The 19,301-nt window shown below is 52.0% G+C and carries 27 protein-coding genes; 12 read left to right on the top strand and 15 right to left on the bottom strand.

The genetic code is table 11. The features are described from left to right. Positions 1-149: 149 nt before the first annotated feature. From OC597_RS00515 to OC597_RS00480, 8 genes are read right to left on the bottom strand one after another with little or no spacing between them, the layout of a single operon-like run. The gene (locus tag OC597_RS00515) at positions 150-494 is read right to left on the bottom strand and encodes a hypothetical protein (RefSeq protein WP_262206972.1); all 345 of its coding nucleotides are present in this window, start codon (positions 492-494) and stop codon (positions 150-152) included. Between the two features lies 1 nt (position 495). Beyond that, on the bottom strand, positions 496-3,018 hold the full coding sequence (locus tag OC597_RS00510; protein ID WP_262206970.1) for a replication endonuclease: 2,523 nt from the start codon (positions 3,016-3,018) through the stop codon (positions 496-498). Between the two features lie 31 nt (positions 3,019-3,049). Further along, the gene (locus OC597_RS00505; RefSeq protein ID WP_262206968.1) at positions 3,050-3,970 is read right to left on the bottom strand and encodes a DNA cytosine methyltransferase; all 921 of its coding nucleotides are present in this window, start codon (positions 3,968-3,970) and stop codon (positions 3,050-3,052) included. Next, positions 3,961-4,791 carry a Dam family site-specific DNA-(adenine-N6)-methyltransferase gene (locus OC597_RS00500; protein WP_262206966.1) on the bottom strand — a complete coding sequence of 277 codons (831 nt, stop codon included), beginning with the start codon at positions 4,789-4,791 and terminating at the stop codon, positions 3,961-3,963. The genes OC597_RS00505 and OC597_RS00500 overlap by 10 nt, the downstream gene beginning before the upstream one ends. Continuing rightward, the gene (locus tag OC597_RS00495) at positions 4,788-5,015 is read right to left on the bottom strand and encodes a TraR/DksA family transcriptional regulator (RefSeq protein WP_261147837.1); all 228 of its coding nucleotides are present in this window, start codon (positions 5,013-5,015) and stop codon (positions 4,788-4,790) included. Before OC597_RS00495 ends, OC597_RS00500 begins: the two co-directional genes overlap by 4 nt. A gap of 9 nt (positions 5,016-5,024) precedes the next feature. Next, positions 5,025-5,174, bottom strand: coding sequence for a hypothetical protein (locus tag OC597_RS00490; RefSeq protein WP_262206964.1), 150 nt, complete (start codon positions 5,172-5,174; stop codon positions 5,025-5,027). Next, complete coding sequence (locus OC597_RS00485; protein WP_112362394.1) at positions 5,171-5,392, bottom strand: ParE family toxin-like protein; 222 nt, start codon at positions 5,390-5,392, stop codon at positions 5,171-5,173. The genes OC597_RS00490 and OC597_RS00485 overlap by 4 nt, the downstream gene beginning before the upstream one ends. Beyond that, a complete protein-coding gene (locus OC597_RS00480) occupies positions 5,389-5,589 on the bottom strand; it encodes a hypothetical protein (protein WP_262206962.1) in 201 nt (66 codons plus the stop codon). The genes OC597_RS00485 and OC597_RS00480 overlap by 4 nt, the downstream gene beginning before the upstream one ends. Positions 5,590-6,023: 434 nt before the next feature. Here OC597_RS00480 and OC597_RS00475 point away from each other — a divergent pair, with 434 nt between their 5' ends. Then, positions 6,024-6,506, top strand: coding sequence for a hypothetical protein (locus OC597_RS00475; RefSeq protein ID WP_262206961.1), 483 nt, complete (start codon positions 6,024-6,026; stop codon positions 6,504-6,506). Positions 6,507-6,810: 304 nt separating this feature from the next. Here the strand turns inward: OC597_RS00475 and OC597_RS00470 are convergent, their stop codons facing one another. Genes OC597_RS00470 through OC597_RS00460 form a run of 3 tightly spaced genes read right to left on the bottom strand, consistent with a single transcriptional unit; the run spans position 6,811 to position 7,556 of the window. Then, entirely contained in the window at positions 6,811-7,071 is a 261-nt protein-coding gene (locus OC597_RS00470) for a hypothetical protein (protein ID WP_262206960.1), read from the bottom strand. Then, positions 7,068-7,280 carry a hypothetical protein gene (locus tag OC597_RS00465; protein WP_262206958.1) on the bottom strand — a complete coding sequence of 71 codons (213 nt, stop codon included), beginning with the start codon at positions 7,278-7,280 and terminating at the stop codon, positions 7,068-7,070. The genes OC597_RS00470 and OC597_RS00465 overlap by 4 nt, the downstream gene beginning before the upstream one ends. 9 nt (positions 7,281-7,289) lie before the next feature. After that, the gene (locus OC597_RS00460; RefSeq protein WP_262206956.1) at positions 7,290-7,556 is read right to left on the bottom strand and encodes a DNA-binding protein; all 267 of its coding nucleotides are present in this window, start codon (positions 7,554-7,556) and stop codon (positions 7,290-7,292) included. 88 nt (positions 7,557-7,644) lie between these two features. Between OC597_RS00460 and OC597_RS00455 the strand changes: the two genes are divergently transcribed. The 3 genes from OC597_RS00455 (at position 7,645) to OC597_RS00445 (ending at position 10,069) form a co-directional block, all read left to right on the top strand. Next, positions 7,645-7,944, top strand: coding sequence for a helix-turn-helix domain-containing protein (locus tag OC597_RS00455; RefSeq protein WP_262206955.1), 300 nt, complete (start codon positions 7,645-7,647; stop codon positions 7,942-7,944). Between the two features lie 63 nt (positions 7,945-8,007). Continuing rightward, entirely contained in the window at positions 8,008-8,997 is a 990-nt protein-coding gene (locus tag OC597_RS00450) for a phage integrase (RefSeq protein WP_262206953.1), read from the top strand. Positions 8,998-9,040: 43 nt separating this feature from the next. Then, positions 9,041-10,069, top strand: coding sequence for a toll/interleukin-1 receptor domain-containing protein (locus OC597_RS00445; RefSeq protein WP_262206952.1), 1,029 nt, complete (start codon positions 9,041-9,043; stop codon positions 10,067-10,069). A 201-nt stretch (positions 10,070-10,270) separates the two neighbouring features. Here OC597_RS00445 and mntR read toward each other — a convergent pair whose 3' ends face one another. Then, on the bottom strand, positions 10,271-10,741 hold the full coding sequence (gene mntR / locus OC597_RS00440; RefSeq protein ID WP_085116245.1) for a manganese-binding transcriptional regulator MntR: 471 nt from the start codon (positions 10,739-10,741) through the stop codon (positions 10,271-10,273). Between the two features lie 229 nt (positions 10,742-10,970). Between mntR and OC597_RS00435 the strand changes: the two genes are divergently transcribed. Beyond that, entirely contained in the window at positions 10,971-12,275 is a 1,305-nt protein-coding gene (locus tag OC597_RS00435) for an Nramp family divalent metal transporter (RefSeq protein WP_261260381.1), read from the top strand. Positions 12,276-12,331: 56 nt separating this feature from the next. Here the strand turns inward: OC597_RS00435 and OC597_RS00430 are convergent, their stop codons facing one another. Further along, entirely contained in the window at positions 12,332-12,607 is a 276-nt protein-coding gene (locus tag OC597_RS00430) for a hypothetical protein (protein ID WP_261284238.1), read from the bottom strand. A gap of 292 nt (positions 12,608-12,899) precedes the next feature. Next, complete coding sequence (locus tag OC597_RS00425) at positions 12,900-13,646, bottom strand: SDR family oxidoreductase (protein ID WP_261424404.1); 747 nt, start codon at positions 13,644-13,646, stop codon at positions 12,900-12,902. Positions 13,647-13,745: 99 nt separating this feature from the next. Here OC597_RS00425 and OC597_RS00420 point away from each other — a divergent pair, with 99 nt between their 5' ends. Next, entirely contained in the window at positions 13,746-14,123 is a 378-nt protein-coding gene (locus tag OC597_RS00420; protein WP_261424403.1) for a winged helix-turn-helix transcriptional regulator, read from the top strand. Here the strand turns inward: OC597_RS00420 and OC597_RS00415 are convergent. After that, positions 14,120-15,025 carry a transporter substrate-binding domain-containing protein gene (locus OC597_RS00415; RefSeq protein WP_261424402.1) on the bottom strand — a complete coding sequence of 302 codons (906 nt, stop codon included), beginning with the start codon at positions 15,023-15,025 and terminating at the stop codon, positions 14,120-14,122. The two genes, OC597_RS00420 and OC597_RS00415, sit on opposite strands and share 4 nt — an antisense overlap. A 254-nt stretch (positions 15,026-15,279) precedes the next feature. On the opposite strand from OC597_RS00415, the gene hinT reads away from it, so the two are divergent. The 6 genes from hinT to ycfP all read left to right on the top strand — a co-directional run bounded on the left by hinT (position 15,280) and on the right by ycfP (position 19,160). After that, the gene (gene hinT / locus OC597_RS00410) at positions 15,280-15,630 is read left to right on the top strand and encodes a purine nucleoside phosphoramidase (RefSeq protein ID WP_020826355.1); all 351 of its coding nucleotides are present in this window, start codon (positions 15,280-15,282) and stop codon (positions 15,628-15,630) included. Between the two features lie 12 nt (positions 15,631-15,642). Beyond that, a complete protein-coding gene (locus OC597_RS00405) occupies positions 15,643-16,032 on the top strand; it encodes a YcfL family putative periplasmic lipoprotein (RefSeq protein WP_261260374.1) in 390 nt (129 codons plus the stop codon). A 27-nt stretch (positions 16,033-16,059) separates the two neighbouring features. Then, entirely contained in the window at positions 16,060-16,644 is a 585-nt protein-coding gene (gene lpoB, locus OC597_RS00400; protein WP_261284242.1) for a penicillin-binding protein activator LpoB, read from the top strand. Further along, a complete protein-coding gene (locus OC597_RS00395; RefSeq protein ID WP_261424401.1) occupies positions 16,625-17,494 on the top strand; it encodes a phosphotransferase in 870 nt (289 codons plus the stop codon). Before lpoB ends, OC597_RS00395 begins: the two co-directional genes overlap by 20 nt. A gap of 31 nt (positions 17,495-17,525) precedes the next feature. Continuing rightward, on the top strand, positions 17,526-18,545 hold the full coding sequence (nagZ, locus tag OC597_RS00390) for a beta-N-acetylhexosaminidase (RefSeq protein WP_112348127.1): 1,020 nt from the start codon (positions 17,526-17,528) through the stop codon (positions 18,543-18,545). A gap of 72 nt (positions 18,546-18,617) precedes the next feature. Next, positions 18,618-19,160 (top strand): alpha/beta hydrolase YcfP, encoded by a 543-nt coding sequence (gene ycfP, locus OC597_RS00385; RefSeq protein ID WP_261260367.1) that lies wholly within the window; start codon positions 18,618-18,620, stop codon positions 19,158-19,160. Positions 19,161-19,301 lie beyond the last annotated feature (141 nt).

Below are 19,301 nucleotides of genomic sequence, written 5' to 3'. Positions count from 1 at the left end.
TTTAAACATCTCTTGTTATAATTTTCACTGTTATTAATAAACTCCGTAGATAATTAGCACTGCAATTAATTCTGTTAAGGTAGAAATTCTCGCAACTTTCTATACTGTATACTTATATGAATAGAGTGTATTTATCAATAGTTGTTCTTTTAAAGTGTACTCAACATTATTTGTTTATAGCCTCTTGTTTGCCAACAGGTTGAATCACCCTGCATACAACAACCCTTCGGATCACCTGGAAGAGTATCACCACATTTTCCGCAACTGCTTTTTCTCAGGCCAGCCATCTGTTTATGCAACAGCTTGTTATCTTGCCGGATAAGGCCAATCAGATATTCCGTTACTTGATAAGGTTCACGCGCAATCCTGCGTTGCTGGCAACCTTCCAAAATCATCGCCATTTCCTGGCTGTCTACGCGCAGGGTGATCGTGGTGATGCCGTTCGCCTTGTCACGCTGGCGCTGGGCGCGTTTACGTTCTGTCGATGTGGTCATGTTATTCCTCCGATTTCTGTTTCGCTGCTTCTTTTCTCAGGTGGTCACCAACCAGGCGTGTTTGTTCTGGTATCTGCTGATGCCATAGCGCAGTGAGTCGCGTCAGCGCGGTAGTAGCTGCCGGCGTTGTTTGCTGATACAGACAACCGTCGGCCCGTGCCCGGTAGCGCTGACCGTCGATAGTGACCGTTGCGCCCCTGGCCATCGATTTCAGAATGCAGGCATCCAGGCTGAAACCGATGGATTCGGCGAAGCTGCCGATCTGGCGTTCCAGCTTGCTGAGTGGCCGTTTGATTGTGTTAATGCCAGCGCTGGCCGTAGGTGGCCGGTGATGTTCAGCTTCCTGCCCATCATCCAAACTGAAATAAGCCAGGGCGCGTTGCTCCTGTTCGTGGCGCACCTGTTCCCGCCAGCGCTTATTGCTGGCCAGGTCTGGCAGTACCGACCTTATTGGTGGCAGATTTAGCCCTTCGCCAGGCAATGCAAAGCCCTCGGCGACGGTCATAAATGGATTTTTCACGGGTTCTGGCGGAGCGCTGCGTATTCGCCGGAGCATCAACCGCCGTTCCTTGTCGGTTATTCGCTCAAAATCGAGGTTTTCAGGCGGTGGCGCTGGTTCCTTAACCTGTTTGGTTTTTAGCCTTTCCGGCGACACCGTACAGTTATTGACAGAACTCCGAGAGGGCGCAGGCGCGCCCTTAAGGTCAACGGCCAGGTCAACGGCACGGGCCGGAACGAACTTCCATTCCTTCGTGCGGGTGATAATTGGGGTATCCATCCCGACCGGTGGTGAAAACACACCCCGTATCCGGATCACGTCTTCGCCATAGTCGTTAGTGGCTTCTGCCGGCTCGTAGTAGGAGCGAACGATCAGATCGTCACGCCGGACAAAGGGGCCGCCCTGGGCGTTGACGTATTCAGCCCAGTGGCCATAATCGGCGGCATCATGTACGGCGGCAAACTCGACACTGAGGCCTAGTGCGGTTTCATGGTCAGCCATGCGGCGCAATTCGCGGTAAACCGTCACCGGTGCACCGCCGATAAACTGAAACTGTCGTATACGCCAGCGGGCTGCCCAGGCTGATACTGCCGGAGCAATTTCTTTCAGCTCTTTACCGCTGTCGTCGTCCAGTTCGCCATCAAGCGCGTAACCGTCGATGTTCTTTGATATGTATTTGGCGATGTAACCGGTGGCGCTGCCTTTTTCCGGATCTATGGCCTCGACGTGGAAACGGGCTTTTCTTGAGCGTTCGCTGTAAAGCTCGTCAGTGTCTTCCGCACAGGCATAAGCGCGCAGGATATCGCGCACCTGGTCAACTACCTCGGGCCGCATGAATAGCAGCATATGCCAGTGAGGCGTGCCGTCACCGTGCGGCTCAGCCACACGGATCCCGAAGATACGAAAGCCTTTACGATGTAGCTTGGCGCGTGCGCGTTCCCACACATTACGCAGATAGCGCTGCGTTTCGTCCGGGCTGGCTCCACACCATTTGCGATTGCGGTGGCCATGTCTGTTGGTGGCATGGAAGCGGGAAGGGGCTGTCAGGGTGTAAAACTCCCCCACGAACCCCATCTCGTTGCAGATATCCTCAAAACCACGAATGCGGTTCATCAGCTCGCACCGGCGAATGGCTGGATTTGCAACGCTGTGATCGTATTTGTCGATCACCGAAATGCGGTTGCCTTCGTCGTCTTCCAGTTCCATCGATTTTAAGAATTCACGGGTGCGGCGTTTTTGCTCCCGCCAATCGCTGACGGTTGGCCGGCTGGCATAGGGCGTCGCTTTTTTGCTGACGTGACCAATGGCAATATGCAGGTGCTCTTTCCAGCGGTCGGCATGGCGTCGCAAACGGCGCAGCCACCAATCTTCTGACATCATGCGCATGATTGCCGGTGAGGTGTTCTCCACTGTCATTTTCCAGCGGGCCACCTGGTAGGTTTTCCACAGTGGCGGTTTTTGCTTAAACCTGCGGGTGAGTGCGGCAGCCCCTTTATATAGCGCCATGACGTTCAATAATTCAGAAGACCGGCCAGTCTCTTCATCGACTACGCTCAGTTCCTGCTTGATGACAGCGGTAATATCTTTCGCCAACAGTTCAATATCAGCTCGCCCGGCGTCCGGCAGATGGTTAAATCGGTGGCACAGGGCTGCATCGCTGTTGTTATCGAAAGCGCGGTATTTATCACTGACGAGATCAAGCCGTGGCAATACGCGCTCAACAAAGTTTTTCGTCAAGTACGCATTGCCCCGGCGGATGCCCTGGGATTCTTCCAGCTTGTTGATGTGGTAGCGCACATCGCGTTGGATCAGTTGTGGTTGTTGTTCTAACAGATGATGTGCGCGCAGGGTGGCGGCGATCTGCTCCTCGGTCTGTTTATCGATCTCGGCCGGTCGGTTTAGCGACGGATCGATAACCGGGAGCGGGGCGTTCCATGAGAATGCCCATTTAAAAACAGGTGCGCCGCTGCCAGGGTACGGCAACGGCGGAGATGGTGCTTTGCGCCCGCGTGGCTCTTTACTCATCTACGACGCCAGGTGTGCTTCAGTTGCTTTTTCATGCCTGAGCCGCCAGTGCGGTGATGATTTCGCACATGGCTTTGGGTGGCACGGCATTGCCAGCCATATGAACGGTTAACTTGTGTGATGGCGGCTTGATGTAATCTGCCGGGAATGACATGGCCAACATGTTCTCTTCCTTTGTCAGAATGCGCATGCGATCGCCGTCGACGACAGCCCACCGATCGCGGGTGGTGATCGTCCCGATGGGACGGGTAAGGGATCGCCCTGTTTTGGTGTTGCCGTAGTAGCTAAAAAGAAACCGTTCACCAAACTGTGCGCGACCATTTTTAACCCTTTCCAGCGTTGCATTAGCGCGGCCCGGCTTTTCAACCGGTTGCCAGTTTCCTGCGGAAAAATCGATAAAGGTTTCTGCCGGCACATGCGGCATTTTGGGCAGTGTTAAATGCAGTGGTTTCTTGCTGCGGGTGCAGATGATGAACAGGCGCACGCGATTTTGCGGGACGCCCAGATCGGCACAATCCACGATATGCGGTGCGAGTGAGTAGCCCAGAGCCTGCATAGCGCCTTCCCACGCCGGATAGAGTGCCCATTGAAGGAACTCGACCACATTCTCAACGATGATGTTCGGCATCCGATGATATTCAGCGGCGGAAATAACAGCCCAAGCAGTGGATCGGCTGGCGTCATGCTGGGGATTACCTGCTTTCTTCCCGCGTGCCTTGCTATGGCCCTGGCAACAAGGGGATGCCATCATCAGATCATGCTGCGGCACCCGCGACCAGTCAGCCTGGTGCAAGTCCTGGCAAACATGAATTGCGCCAGGGTGATTCTTTTCATGGGCTTCGACGGCGGCAGGCCAATGATTGCCTGCCCAAACCACTTCGATACCTGCCATTTCTGCGCCAGTTGACGAGCCGCCCAGACCAGCAAATAAATCACTCGCTTTTAGTTGCATGTTGATGCCCCCATGGTGGCTATGATTTCACCTGCACGCATGCGGCCAGCGGCATTGGCACTAACCGAACGGCGGGCGGTGGTAGTGGTGATGTTGAAATCGGAGTACAGATCCAGCGCGGCAACTGTTTCGCTGTTTGATGCCACAACGTGGCACCCACGGCGGGCTGCAATGCGCAGCATGCGGGCCAGCTTTCGCTGTTGGTCGCTGGTAAAACCGTCGGTGTGGTAACTGGTGAAATTGGCGGTTGCTGATGCAGGGATATAGGGCGGATCGCAATAAATCACGTCACCGGTTTCGGCCATTCTTATCGCTTCCTGGAATGAACAGCACAGGAAAATGGCATTTTTCGTTTGCGCCTTCTCAGCAAATACGTGGATCTCTTCTTCGGGGAAATAGGGCGCTTTACGATGACCGAACGGCACATTGAAATAACCGCTCAGGTTATAGCGGCAAACACCGTTAAAACCGTGGCGGTTCAGGTAGAGAAACTGCGCTGCACGGTACAGGAAATTACTATCACAGCGCAGGTTGAAATCAGCACGCACAGCGTAATAACCCACCTCGTCGGCTTGCTCCTTAAAGAGATTGCGCGCTTCTCGGATAAGCTGATCAGGCAGGTTTTTTGCGACGTTGTGGAAGTTGATCAGATCGCTGTTGATATCGCACAGCAGATAGCTGTCGTAATCGGTGTTGAGGAATACCGCGCCGGAGCCGACGAACGGTTCAACCAAGCGTTTACCTGCCGGCAAGTGTTGGCGCAGTGTGTCGATGATGCTGGCTTTGCTGCCAAGCCATTTCAGGGCGGGACGAGTATTCATAATGAGCCACTTTTAAGATGTCGTGATTTGGCTTCGCGCATTGCTTGGCAGTGCACGCAGGTAGTGACACCATGAATTAGGCGTCTGCGAGGTTCAGGAATAGATGAGCCGCATTCTTCGCAGTGAAGTGCAGAAGGCCCGCAAGGCTGTGAGCGAGCGTTTTTGATTTGAGCGTCAAGAATTAGCTGATGCCGTTCCTGTGCCATGTCGATTTGATCCGCCATCAGGCATCCTTAGTCGTAATTGCGTTCTTCTGGCTGCAAACACTGGCGGTTAAATACCCGGCAGAACTTGCAATAGCGGTAGAGAAATAAGCCAACCAGACCAAAGGCGATAACAGCCCAGATACTGGCTATGGTGATGGCTAGGTCGAAACCCGTCATTTTCGGTACTCTACGTTGTAAGTTTCGTGAGTCATTAACCGCCAATCTTTGCCACCGTTTTTACTCAGCAAGCGCCAGCGATAACCGATATCTATTTTTAGGTAGCCGTGTGGCTTAATACGGCGAAACACTCGATTGCCTCGGCGAAACTGAGCTAATAAAGAAATGGCTTTGCGGTAGACGTCAGGTTTGGCAGGGGTGCCAGCAAGGGTTATCACAGTACGCCCCTCTGAGATTTACTGGCCCCAACATTTTGACGGGCGCTTATCCAGCTTTTCAGCATGGAGAGAATTTGATCGCGGGAAGCATTGTCGGCTTCCAAACGTTCAATCCGAGTGCTTAACAGCTCCAGAAGTTGCAACCGTGAGGCACGGCGGGCTTCTGTTAGTAATTCCATTAACGCAACATCGTTCATAAAACCCCCTGAATTTAGGATGTGGGAAGCCCGCCACCAGAAGGCAGCATTTGTTATTTCGAGTGGTTATATATTTCAATAAGCAATTATTAGTGCGCACTGGAATATGTGCCGGTTTTATCCATGCCGGCTCATGGTTAGGTCAATCTATCCGCTCTATTGCAGCCCATTCATTTATTAGGGCGCGACCGGACTGATGCGATTGCCCTTAATGCTCCGGGATTACGCGCCCGGCCGCGTTGTGGTATCTTCGTCATGCCCGCCACGTTCTGCCAGGAACACGGGCATGACAATCCCCCACGATAAGGAAGAATGTAATGAATAAGCGTCTCTGCATTGATGACTCTGTAAAACATCACGTCCCACACAGACAATATGATGAACCGGCTATTCCCGAAAAAGGCCGGGATGATCAAGACGACAAGGAATAAAAAATGACCGAGCAGCTGAGCAAAAGTACAAAAGCGCACATGTATGATTGCTACTACCGCGAGCAAATGACCACCAAACTGAATAAAAGTTTGTTTAACTTGGTGAGCTTCATTCAGGTAATACTCGGTAGTACTGTGATGGCCGACGTTTTTAACGGTTGGCTGCTTGGCTTTCTTATTATGATTCTGTCGTCTTATCTTTTTGTTTATAAACCGAGTGAATACGGTGCAGCTGCTAAACAGCAAGCGTTTGAATATGAAAAAATCATTCATCGTAGTGTTTCGATGAGTGAGTTGGATATCAAATCTGCATTGGCTGAATTGTCTGAACATGATTCTGATATTCCTGGTGGCTTGATTAAACCGGCCTATATTCGAGCTATTATCGCTGCTGGTTTTCCAGATAACCATATTAGTCAGCAGCTCCACACGCTTACTCTAAAAGAGCGCTTATGTGCTTTTCTCAGTGGTGGTATTCCTCGGTAAGACGAAATCCCACTTGAGAGCGCACCCCACGACGCCTATCGCCCACACGTTAATGGAAGGGATGCGCTCTCAGGTAGGGCCGGTCATGCAGGTACAACTACTGAAAGTAATTTATAAATCGCTAAAAAAATAAAAATACCCACTAATAACCGGCTAATAACGGGCCATGAGTATTTCACGAAACCCGCTCTAAGTTCTTTGAAGCCTTTTATCCCACAGCTGTCAATAAGGCCCCAAAACATCAAACACATTATTGCTACATACCAGGCGATTAAGAACGCAAGACCGTCATTCATAGAACCCCCTAATTGAGCTGCGGCAATGGGATATCGCCATTGTTGCAGCGTGACACCAATCTATCGATCACCGCAGCAGCTACACCATCGCCTGCGGCTTCTGCGGCACTAAATAAGCCAGTAAGGCCAATGCTCAAACGGAATGCGTGATCATTCAGTGAAACAGCCCGCACAGCTGGAGCGATAGCGCTGGCTGCATTGATGTTTTGGGCTTTGGCGTGGTACTGCGTCAGCAGATCATCAACCAAAATGATGTAAGCCTGTTTCATGCTGCCACCTGTTGTTGTGCGTAAAGTTGGTCGATGTAATACGTTGCCAGTGCCTGTGCATCGAACAGGCCGTAAGACTGATCGCCTTGGCTGATCTCATACCTGGCGTAAAGCGTTACAACATTGCTCGGACGGCGAGTAATAACAAAACCGCGATAGCGTGATGAATTACGACTAATTTTGGTGATGGCATGTTCGCTTGGTCGCATTTTTTTGCCTCAACTCATTCGTTCAACAAATTTCTCAGCATGACGCTTGGCATTCAGATAGATGGCGTACAGGTTTACGCGACGTTTTGCGCCTGGGCGTGCTTGCAAGATTGGCAGAGCACCAGTGTCCGCCTGAGTTCGGATGGTTTGCTTGTTTTTGCCGATACGCAGGGCGTAGTCAGAGATCGACTCTTCCAACAGATCACCAAATGGATAATCGGCCGGCAGTTGGTTTTCCCTTACCCCAATCACCTTTTTTTGTCGGTTTTTGTTCATAGTGATACCCTTTAAGATCACGCAGATTTAAGTCATTAAGGTCATTTACACGTGACCTTTTCAAAAGGATAGTCATTTGGACGTGACCATGTCAAGCGATTACGCGCAAAAACTGAAGTCGATCCGACAAGCTGAAGGATTAACTCAGAAGGCTTTTTCCGATTTGGTAGGGGTTCCGCTTGGTTCGATAAAGAACTATGAGACGGGTCAGACCGAGGCAGGTTTAAAAACGATCGAACTTGTGGTTAATAACCCGCAACTCAAAAAGTACACGATGTGGCTTATGACAGGGGATGTCGCGCCGGAAATCGGCCAGATTTCGCCTGTTCTCTCCCCTGATGGGCACGAAAGTACATCCAAGAACCAAAAAGGCCAGAAGGCTGGTTAATCGCCTGGAAGATCATGAATTATTGGGGAAAGGGCGGAGTTTGTTTCGAAAGGAATCTTTGGGATGAGTATTAAATCGCTCGGCGCGGAAGGCTATATGGTGGATGTGCGCCCCCAGGGTCGGACGGGTAAGCGTGTCCGCAAGAAGTTTAAGACTAAATCCGAGGCACAACAGTTTGAACGCTGGGTTATCGCGACACAAAACAATAAAGACTGGGTAGATAAACCGGCCGACCAACGACCATTAACGGAATTGATAGACCTTTGGTTTAAACATCATGGCCAGAACCTGAAAGATGGCGTGAAGATAGAGCATAAATTGCAGGTGATGGCGGCAAAAATGGGTAACCCTAAGGCCTGCCAGATCACCCGATCTTTCTTTTCTGATTATCGAGTGCTTCGCCTCGCCGAAGGCAGAAAGGCAAAAACCGTCAACCTCGACCAAGAAAAGCTGGGCGGGGTGTATTCCGTTCTCATCGATTTGGGGCTTTATCACGGTGAACATCCGCTCAAAGAGATGAAAAAAATTAAGCTGCCGGATCAGGAAATGGGTTTCTTAACTCATGACGAAATCTGGCAGTTGCTCGACCGGCTGGAAGGTGATCATCTGAAGGCGGTTAAGTTGTGCCTGGCAACAGGAGCACGCTGGGGGGAGGTGGTCAAACTTCGGCGTGAAGAGGTGATCGGCAATAAGGTGACTTACCTCAACACCAAGAACAGCAAAAACCGAACGGTGCCGATCTCAACCGAACTTTGCAAAGAAATCACTTCTGGGATCAAGGCCGGGCCAATATTCGCCGAACTCAATTACTCGTATGTGAGAACGTGCATCAAAGAGGTTGCTCCCGGCTTGCCAGCAGGGCAGGCCGTTCACGTACTACGCCATACCTTTGCCAGTCACTTTATGATGAATGGGGGCAATATTCTGGCGTTACAGCGGATTCTAGGGCATTCAAGTATTCTACAAACAATGGCTTATGCGCACTTTGCGCCGGATTATTTGGAAGATGCAATTAGGTTTAATCCATTAGTTAATGTTATTCATCTGATTTAATTGCTTTTAACTACATGTATTTAATTATTAGATTGGAGATAAAATGAGTAAGTCAGTATTCATAAGTCATGCAACTAAAGATATTGATTTGGTTAGGGCATTTGTTGATTTAATAGAGACAGGGATAGGCGTTCCCGACGATGAAATATTCTGTTCATCATTGGATGAGTATGGGATACCTGTAGGCGAAAATTTTGTTAGTTACATGAAAAATCAAATGGTAGAGCCGAAGGTTGTCATCATGCTGATGACGCCTAGTTATTTTGATAGTAATTTTTGTTTATGTGAAATGGGTGCGGCATGGGTAAAGTCACACAAGATGATCCCAATAATTGTCCCTCCATCTGATTTTAGTGATGTAAAGGATGTATTGTTAGGGATTCAGGTTATAAAGATAGATGATAAATTAAAAATAAACTCTTTAAGAGATGATTTAATCAGTGCTGTAAATTTTCAACCTAAAAGTGGTACGAAGTGGGATATCGGTAGGGATGTCTTTTTCGGAAAACTCCAGAGTATATTAGATAAACTAAGTAGACCGGATATGGTTAGCCGTGAGGAGTATAATAGGCTTCAAGAAAGTAATAACGGGATGGTCGAGATAATCGCAGAAAATGATAAAAAAATTAGGGAATTGAGAAGTTACATCAATGAGTTGAAGAACCTTAAGGATGAAGATGAAGTTAAAGCGTTGGTTAATAAATACGAATCCGATAATGATGTTGATGATTTTTATGATTTACTTTGTGAAATAAATAAAATTAGGAGTTGCTTTCCTTCGAGGACTATTTTTAAATATGTAATGTGTGACTATTATGGTAAACCATTTGGTGAAATTGATGACGCTGATAAGATGTATTTTGATGATGCCATCAGAAGAAATTATTTGAACAATGATAATGGAATTGAGGTTAATGAAAGTAATAAAAATGTGAGTTTATTAATAGAAAAGTTAATTAAATTGCGCCATTATAATCAATCTGATAGTGTTATTGCACAATTCAATGACTGTCAAACTGTTGCATTTGAATTCGATAACCAAGATTTCTGGGATGAGTTTTATATGAGTTGAATTTAATTATATTAAATTGGGCGTTTTTAATTCTAGCGTGAAATTTTTTCAAAAACGATCCACAAATTGACCCAAACGCCCACGCTATACCCGTTTTTAGCAGGCAGTTACAAGTATCTAACTCACTGATATTATTGTAACTGCTTGTTTTTGTTGGCGCAGGTATGGCGGCGAAAGCCTCCCTTTTTTATTGGCGAGGATTTATTTTACCGCGTGCTTTTGCAGATACTGTTCAAACACCGCCAGGGTGTCGTTAGAAATGTGATGTTCAATCCCTTCGCTGTCTAGCTCCGCCGTATCATTCGGCACCCCGAGACACACCAGCAGATCAACCACGATACGGTGACGGCGGCGTACCTTCTGCGCCAGTTGCTCACCTTCTTCGGTCAGAAAAACCCCACGATAAGGACGTGACTCCACCAGACCGGCACTTTTCAGCCGGGCGATGTTTTTGATCGCGGTAGGGTGCGAAACGCCAAAGCGCTTGGCGATATCGGTAGTTCTGGCTTCGCGGGTGGTTAACAGCAGGTCGGCAATCAGCTCGACATAATCCTCGATCAGCGCATTAGACTGCGCCTCGCGAGCGCGGGTGAAACGCAGGGCATGTTCAGCCTCGTCCGGCATTTCAGCCACCACGGGGCGTTCGGCGTCGTCTGGTGTGCTTGTTGCCATATTCTGAGACGTCCTTTAAACGTTAAACCAGTAAGTTGCAGGTTAATGCAGTTCCGCCATACGTTAGTCCAAAGGCGACGCATTATCAATTCGGCTGGTGCATTCGATGACAATAAGAAATATTTGTACACAAAGGCAGTGAACCTTCCATTTTGCATAAAGTGTAGCCGATGCTACATTGCTCTGAGTGTTGGGTGAAAAATAACCAGAAAAAGATTGAGGGTAAATCATGCGTGATGCGGCAACCAGCACATCGTTAACCGAACGAACCAATACGGCAATTGGTAACGCACTTGCCGGGCGCAAGCGGGGTGCCTTTACGCCGCTGCTGTTCGCCGGCCCCGCGGTGATTGCCTCTATTGCTTATATGGACCCCGGTAATTTCGCCACCAATATTCAGGCCGGTTCGAAATACGGCTACAGCCTGTTATGGGTGGTGGTGATGGCTAATCTGATCGCCATGCTGTTTCAGGCGCTGTCGGCCAAACTGGGCATCGTCACCAAGCGCAATTTGGCGGAAATGTGCCGCGATCAATTCTCTCGCCCGGTAGTGATCGGCATGTGGATACTCAGCGAAGTGGCGGCAATGGCTACCGATCTGGCGGAGTTTCTCGGCGGTGCAATAGCGCTGGCGTTACTGTTCCATATGCCGCTGTTGCCAGGGATGGGGGTGACGGCGGTTATCACCTATGCTTTGCTGATGGTGGAGAAGAAAGGCTTTCGTCCGGTGGAACTGATGATCGGCGGGCTGGTCGCGGTGATTGCCCTGTGTTACCTGGTCGAGATGTTTATCGTGCCGGTCGATTGGGCGGCAGCGGGCATGGGCATGGTCACACCGCAATTGCCGGATGCACAGGCGCTGACCATTGCCGTCGGCATCATTGGTGCCACCGTAATGCCGCACGCCATCTTCCTTCACTCAGGCCTGACCCAACACCGTGCCCCAGCCAGTGACAGCGGTGAGCGTCGTAAACTGCTGCGTTTTTCCAATATTGAGGTGATCATTGCGCTGTCTATCGCCGGGCTGGTGAATATCGCCATGGTGATTATGGCCTCCAGCGCCTTCCATGCCGGTAACAGTGATGTGGCAGAAATTGGCACGGCATACCACACGCTGACCCCATTGTTTGGTGCGGCCGCCGCCGGTATCTTCCTGATGTCGCTGATTGCCTCCGGTATTTCCAGCTCGGTAGTGGGCACCATGGCAGGTCAGATGATCATGCAGGGGTTTGTCGGTTTCCGTATTCCGGTATGGGTACGTCGTATGGTGACCATGATCCCGGCATTCATCGTGGTCGCGTTAGGGGTTAATGCCACCGATGCGCTGGTTTACAGCCAGGTGGTACTGAGTTTGGCACTGCCGGCCCCGATGATTGCGCTGGTGATGTTTACCCGCCGCCGCGACATTATGGGTGAGTTTGTGAATAGCCGACTGACCAGCCTGCTGTCGATCATAGGTACCGTGATCATTCTTTTGCTCAATATGGTGTTACTGCTGCAGACCTTCGGCGTCGCCATCCCCGGTCTGGGCTGATCGTTAAGCCGTGCAGTGGTTGCTGTCACGGCTTGTCGTTTCGCGATAACTCCCGTTTAAGGCGTTGTTTTCGGCGCCGGGTTCTGACCACTGGTCAGGGCCTTTTCGTCGTTGGAAATACTGCCGGTATTTGCTGCCCACACGCCTTCCTGGGTCTTGGTTACTTTCTGGTGTGTGGCATTCAGATTTTGGCCGACGGCGGCAATGTGATTGGTTTCCACTCCGCCGGTATTTTCCCCCCAGGGGATGGTCTGATCGTTGGCCTGGGCGATGCCACCCAAAGCTAGCGGCATCAACAGCAGCGCGGCATTAATCAGGTTTTGTACTCTCATCGTCTTACTCTCCACTTATGCCCATGACACCCGGTTGGGTAGGCATGGCGTTATCAGGAAAACACAACGAGGGGGAGGGATAGCTAGGGTCAGTCGGGTTCTGGCTGGCGATAAGGGATCCACAATGTGCCCTGTTAGATCAGTGTAGGCAGTGGTGCCAGCCAGAGTGACCGCAGTAATGTAAGCGGAGCCCGCAATTGCTTACGGAGTATGTGCGACTGTTGCAAGTGAAATAATTAACACCATGGGTTTAATGCCGCAGAGATAAACTCTGGATATTTACCCTGTGCTATTACAAATTCCTCACACCGCCGTCGATCAGCAATTCGCTGCCAACCATAAAGGCGGACTCGTCAGAGGCCAAAAACACCGCCGCCTTTGCCAGCTCCAGCGCCGTGCCCATGCGGCCAATCGGCACCAGGGCGCGGATCTCGTCGCGTAGTGCCTGCTCATCGGCATCCTTCAGGCCGAGTTTGCCCAGCGCCGGGGTTTCTGTTGGGCCGGGGCTGAGGCCGTTAACCCGGATACCGCGCGGATGCAGTTCACCGGACAGCGTTCTGGCCAGCGATAGCAGGCCGGCTTTGCTGGCGGCGTAAACGTTGCTTAATGGCAGGCCAATATGTGCGCTGACCGAGCCACACAAAATAATCGACGCCGGATTAGCCAACTGTGGCAACAGTGACTGGATCAGAAAGAATGGCCCTTTGAGATTGATGTCCATCAGCCGCTGATAGCTCAGCTCATCCCATTCCTGCAAGGGGTGGTGGGTGACATCGCCGGCGTTAATGTACAGCACATCGAGACGCGGCCAATGGCTAGCCAATTGCTGTGCCAAACTGCGCTGTTGAGCAATATCTCCGGCATCGCTGCGCAACAGCAGTACGTTGCCCAACGCTTCACCCGCCGCGTCGAGGCTACTTTGGCTGCGACCGGTGATCGCCACGGTAGCACCTTCGGTAATAAACTGACGCGCTGTTTCCAGTCCAATTCCACTGGTGCCGCCGGTGATTAACGCGTATTTACCTTTAAGTCGTGACATAGCCCACTCCCGTTTGTTGTCGATGCAGCCATTATTTGCGCTATAGTATCTTTTGCATAGTAGGCACCTTTTGGATACTAAAGGACAAGGTGGGATGAAATGACCAACTCCGGGCTTTCGACAACGGAAAAAAATTTAGCGGCGTTGCCGGCAGCGGGCGAACCTTGCCCGATGGTGGGCTTTGTGAATCTGGTGGCAGGGAAATGGGCGATTCCGATCCTCTACCGACTGATACTGATCGACAGTCCGGTGCGATTCAGCGAGCTGCAACGCGCAGTGGCACCGATCGCCCAGAAAGAGCTAACGCGGCAACTGCGGCAGTTTGAACAACGCGGTCTGGTCACCCGGCAGGTGTTCCCGGAGGTCCCCCCGCGTGTTGAATATCAGATTACGCCGCTGGGCAAAACGTTGCGCCCGACGCTCGACTCGCTGGCGAATTGGATGCGTTCACACGCACCGCAGTTGATTGAGAGTTAGTCGCCAATACCTGGCGGGTTGATGGCAGAGCGTGGGACTTTCTCATCGTGTTCACCCCAGCGGTCCAGCACCTTGGCATATTCGCCGCTGACGATCACGCCATTGATGGCGGCGTTGATGGCTGCCACCAGACCGTTATCTTTTTTGGTGGTTACCGCTACATAGGCTACGTTCGGGCCAATCCCGACCATTTTGGTTTTGCCGGTCAGCGCCGCCTTATAGGCACCGGTGGAGTGTGGGCCGAAGAATGCGTCGGTGCGTCCGGACTGAATGCTCAGGTTGGCGGCGGCGTCATCGGTGACATAAATCGGCTGCACCGGTGCCAGGCCGTTGGCGCGGTTCTGCTTATCCCAGCCCAGCAGGATGTTTTCCTGATTAGTCCCCGAGCCAACAATAATCCGCAACCCGGCAACGTCCGCAGGTTGGTTGATTGAGGTGATTTTGCTGGTGGATTTCACATAAAAGCCCAGCGTATCCACGCGGTAAGTGGCGAAATCAAACTTGGTCTTGCGCAGCTTGGTCACGGCAATATTGAAAATGGCGGCATCGTACTTGCCTGAGCTGAGCCCGAGTGGCCAGTCTTCCCAGGAGGTGGGCACCAGATTCAGCTCCAGTCCCAGGCTGTCCGCCACCAGTTGTGCAATATCCGGGTCGCTGCCAATCAGCGTTTTATTGTCTTCGGCAAACAGCGCCAGTGGCGGGGAATTTTCAGATGCCACCGCTACGGTTAGCTTGCCCGGTACGGCAAAAGGATAATTAGCCGGGATCAGTGCCACCGCGGCTGGATTTTTCGCCGCACGCAAATGTTGCTGATTGGCCTGTAGGTCAATAATGCTTTTGGTTTCAGCCGCTGCATGGCCGCACAGCAGCAGCGTGCACAACGCCAGGGTTTTGAATCGCATGTTGTTCTCTATCCGTTGTTAATCATAGGGTTACTATTGACGGCGGCAACAGGCAAGTAAAGCAACAATAGTGAATAACCAAAGTGAAAAAAATCAGATGAATGCCGCTGGGCAACGCTGACAGCGGCGCGATGACCCTGACCGGTTGTCTGATTCTGCATCACTCAACACGGAAAGTGCGCAATCAGGTTGAAAGCAGTAGAATTTGTCACTCATACTGCGTACAGCTTATTTTCCTCTACAAGGAACGCCAGATGGCCGAAGAAACGATTTTCAGTAAAATTATCCGCCGCGAAATTCCTGCTGATGTGGTTTACCAGGATGAACTGGTCACCGCTTTCCGTGATATCTCACCTCAGGCTCCGACCCATATTCTGATCGTCCCCAATGTGTTGATCCCCACCATCAATGACGTCACCGTCGAGCATGAAGCTGCACTTGGCCGCATGATCACCGCTGCGGCGAAAATTGCCGAGCAGGAAGGCATCGCCGAAGACGGTTACCGCCTGATTGTTAACTGCAATCGCCATGCTGGCCAGGAGGTCTATCATATTCATATGCATTTGGTCGGTGGCCGTTCGTTGGGGCCGCTGCTGTCCCGCTAACCGAGGAAAATCATGCGCTCTAGCAAAACCCTGCGTTGTCTGATGGCGCTGACGTTACCCGTCGTCATACTGATGGGCTGTAGCAGCCCGCGCGGCATTGCGGTTAACGATCGGCAGACGGTAGTGATGGATTCACCGGTGCTGACCGCGGGCATTCTGGCTGATAATCCGTCAATTTCGAATGCCTCCGGGCGTGTGATGGCGACTTCAGAGCTCAGCAACAGTCAACCCACGCCGGTAACGGTGCACTATCGCTTCTACTGGTATGACGATCAGGGGCTGGATATACGGCCATTTGAAGCGCCACGCACCATTACTATTGCGCCAAATTCAGACGCCACTATTTACTCGCTTAATGGCAACCTCGATGCCAAACGCGTGCGTCTGTATCTATTCTTGTAAACTCTTGGTTCAGTGAGAGAGGGATTAATGAAAAAGTATCTATTTGTAGCGCTGGCCGCGTTGGTATTAACCGGCTGTCTGTCGCGCCCGCCGGAGCCGGAACAACCGCAACCGCCGGTGACCGTTGAGCCGGTGAAGCCACCGGTCGAAGAGCCACAACCGCCGGTCACCGAACCGGTCCCGCAGCCACCCAAAATTCAGCAGCTCGACTGGCTGAGCAGCGTACAGCCGCTGGTGAACCAGATGCTGAAAGCCGATGGTGTCAATCCGGGCAGCGTGCTGCTGCTGGACAGCGTGAAAAACAACACCAACGGCGCACTGCAGACTTCGAAAGCGACATCCGCACTGCACAAAGCGTTGGCGTCGAATCAGACCTTCTCCATCGTACCGGAAGCGCAGTTGGCAAGCGCCAAACAGACGCTGGGCCTGTCGGTGGATGACAGCCTGGGGTCACGCAGCAAGGCGATTGGCCTGGCGCGTATCGTCAGTGCACAGTACGTGCTGTACAGCGACGTCAGCGGCGACGTGAAGTCACCTACGCTGGATATGCAACTGATGCTGGTGCAAAGCGGTGAAATCGTCTGGTCAGGCAATGGCACCGTTACACACTGAAGCCGCCCTGCGAAGACTGATTGAGAACCAACTGCCGGCGGTGAAAACCGCCGGTTGTCGTTTCAGCCCGGTGCAGGGCCTGACCGGTGAAAGCTGGCGGATTGAAGGCGAGGGTGTACAACTCTTGGCTCGCCAGCAAAGCGCAGAGAAAAGCGCGTTGGGCGTCAGTCGTCGACGTGAAGCACGGATGCTGTGCCGTGCGGGAAAGGGGATTGGTCCGCAGGTTTTAGCGCAGAATAATCAGTGGGTTATCTTGCAGTGGCTCGAGGGTGACGTTGTCACAGGGGCGGAGTTCGCTAGACTGAATGAGTGCGGAAATTTAGCGGAGTTAATGGCCGGCCTGCATCGGCAGCCGCTGAGTGGCTACTCCCTGAACCTGCAGCAGCAATTCGTACGCTATTGGCCGCAGTTGGATCGACAGCGCCTGACACCCGCCTGGTTGCGGCTGCATCAGCACTTCCTGCATCGCCGCCCGCCAATGCCGCTGAAACGGGCACCGCTGCATATGGATATTCACCCTGGCAATCTGATCTCCGATGGCGAAAGCCTGCGTTTGATTGATTGGGAGTATGCGGCCGACGGGGATATCGCGCTGGACATCGCCGCGCTGTTTCGCGGCAACGCCTGGTCGCCCGCCGACCAACAGCGTTATTTGCAGCATTATGTCCGCACTGGCTACTCAGATTTACCCTTGCTGCGCGCACAGGTGCAGCGTTGGCTGCCGTGGGTAGATTATCTGATGTTGTTATGGTTTGAAGTGCGCTGGCAACAAACCGGCGATCCTGAATTTTTGCGCTGGGGCGCAGTGTTGCACCGGCGTTTTTGTTTAATATCCCCATGTTCTGAATGAATAATGAAGTGAGGTGGCCGTGGGCCCAGTAATGTTAGATGTTGCCAGCTATGAGCTGGACGCAGAAGAACGTGAGATCCTGAAGCACCCGCTGGTGGGCGGCCTGATCCTGTTCACCCGTAATTTCCACGATGCGCAACAGTTGCGCGAACTGGTGCGCCAGATCCGCGAAGCTTCGCACCATCGGTTGGTGGTGGCAGTGGATCAGGAAGGCGGCCGTGTGCAGCGTTTCCGCGAAGGTTTCACCCGTTTGCCGGCGGCGCAGTCATTCGCCGCATTAAACGAAGCACATGAGGGCGGGCGTCTGGCACAAGAAGCCGGCTGGTTGATGGCGGCGGAAATGATCGCGCAGGATATCGACATCAGCTTCGCGCCGGTGTTGGATATTGGTCACGTCAGCGCGGCGATTGGCGAACGCTCGTTCCACAGCGACCCGCAGCAGGCGCTGGCGATGGCCGAGCGTTTCATTCTGGGCATGCACAGCGCCGGGATGAAAACTACCGGCAAGCATTTCCCGGGTCACGGTGCCGTCAGTGCGGATTCGCACAAAGAAACCCCACGCGATCCGCGTCCGCTGGCGGAGATCCGCGAACATGATATGACGATCTTCCGTGAGTTGATTAACCGTCAATTGCTGGACGCCGTGATGCCGGCGCATGTCATCTATACTGAAGCAGACCCGCGTCCCGCCAGCGGTTCGCCTTACTGGCTAAAACAGATCCTGCGCCAGGAGTTGGGTTTTGACGGCGTTATCTTCTCCGACGATCTGTCGATGGAAGGGGCGGCGATTATGGGCAGCTATGCCGAACGCGGCCAGGCTGCATTGGATGCCGGTTGTGACATGATCCTGGTGTGTAATAACCGCGCAGGGGCGGTCAGCGTGCTGGATAACCTGTCCCCGGTCAAAGCAGACCGGGTGAAGCAGTTATATCATCGCGGTCAGTTCACCCGTCAGGAGCTGCGAGATTCTGCACGCTGGCAGCAGGCGCATAAAGAGCTGAATGCGCTCAGCGAACGCTGGGAAGAGCACAAACAGCGTAATGCGGGGTGAACCCAGGGCGTCGTAATGCGGCGTAAACGATGAGGGCTGCGTCGCGGCCCTCAGCTTGTTGCGAGGATCCATATGATTATCTATTTACATGGCTTTGATTCCACCAGCCCCGGCAATCATGAAAAGGTATTACAGCTACAGTTTATCGATCCGGACGTGCGCTTTATCAGTTACAGCACCTTGCATCCACGCCATGACATGCAGCATTTGTTGAAAGAGGTGGACAAGGCGGTTCAGCAGGGAGGGGATAAACATTCGTTGATCTGCGGAGTGGGCCTGGGCGGCTTTTGGGCCGAACGTATCGGCTTTTTGTGTGGCATCCGGCAGGTGATCTTCAACCCCAATCTGTCCCCTGAACAACATATGCAAGGCAAAATCGATCGGCCGGAAGAGTATCGTGATATCGCCACCAAGTGTGTGGAAGACTTCCGTGAGAAAAACCGCGATCGCTGCCTGGCGGTGCTTTCCCGCCATGACGAAGTGCTGGATAGCCAGCTCAGTGCCGATTTGCTGCACAAGTACTATGAAATTGTCTGGGATGAGCAGCAGACTCACAAGTTCAAAAACCTCTCGCCACACCTGCAACGCATCAAAGCCTTCAAGACTCTGGCTTAACAGTTTCATAACGCCCGACACTGCCGCAATGATTGCTCTTAACAGGCAAAAATTGCGGCATTTCTTTGCCAGAAAGCGGTTTTTTTCCCGTTGGGCGACAAAATCCAAAACTGTGACCCAGCGCTAACTATTTGAATCACA

This window comes from Serratia proteamaculans, assembly GCF_946227095.1.
Classification (GTDB): domain Bacteria; phylum Pseudomonadota; class Gammaproteobacteria; order Enterobacterales; family Enterobacteriaceae; genus Serratia; species Serratia proteamaculans_E.
The sequence above is the reverse complement of the archived record's forward strand: the minus strand, read 5'-3'. Positions and strand labels throughout refer to the sequence as shown.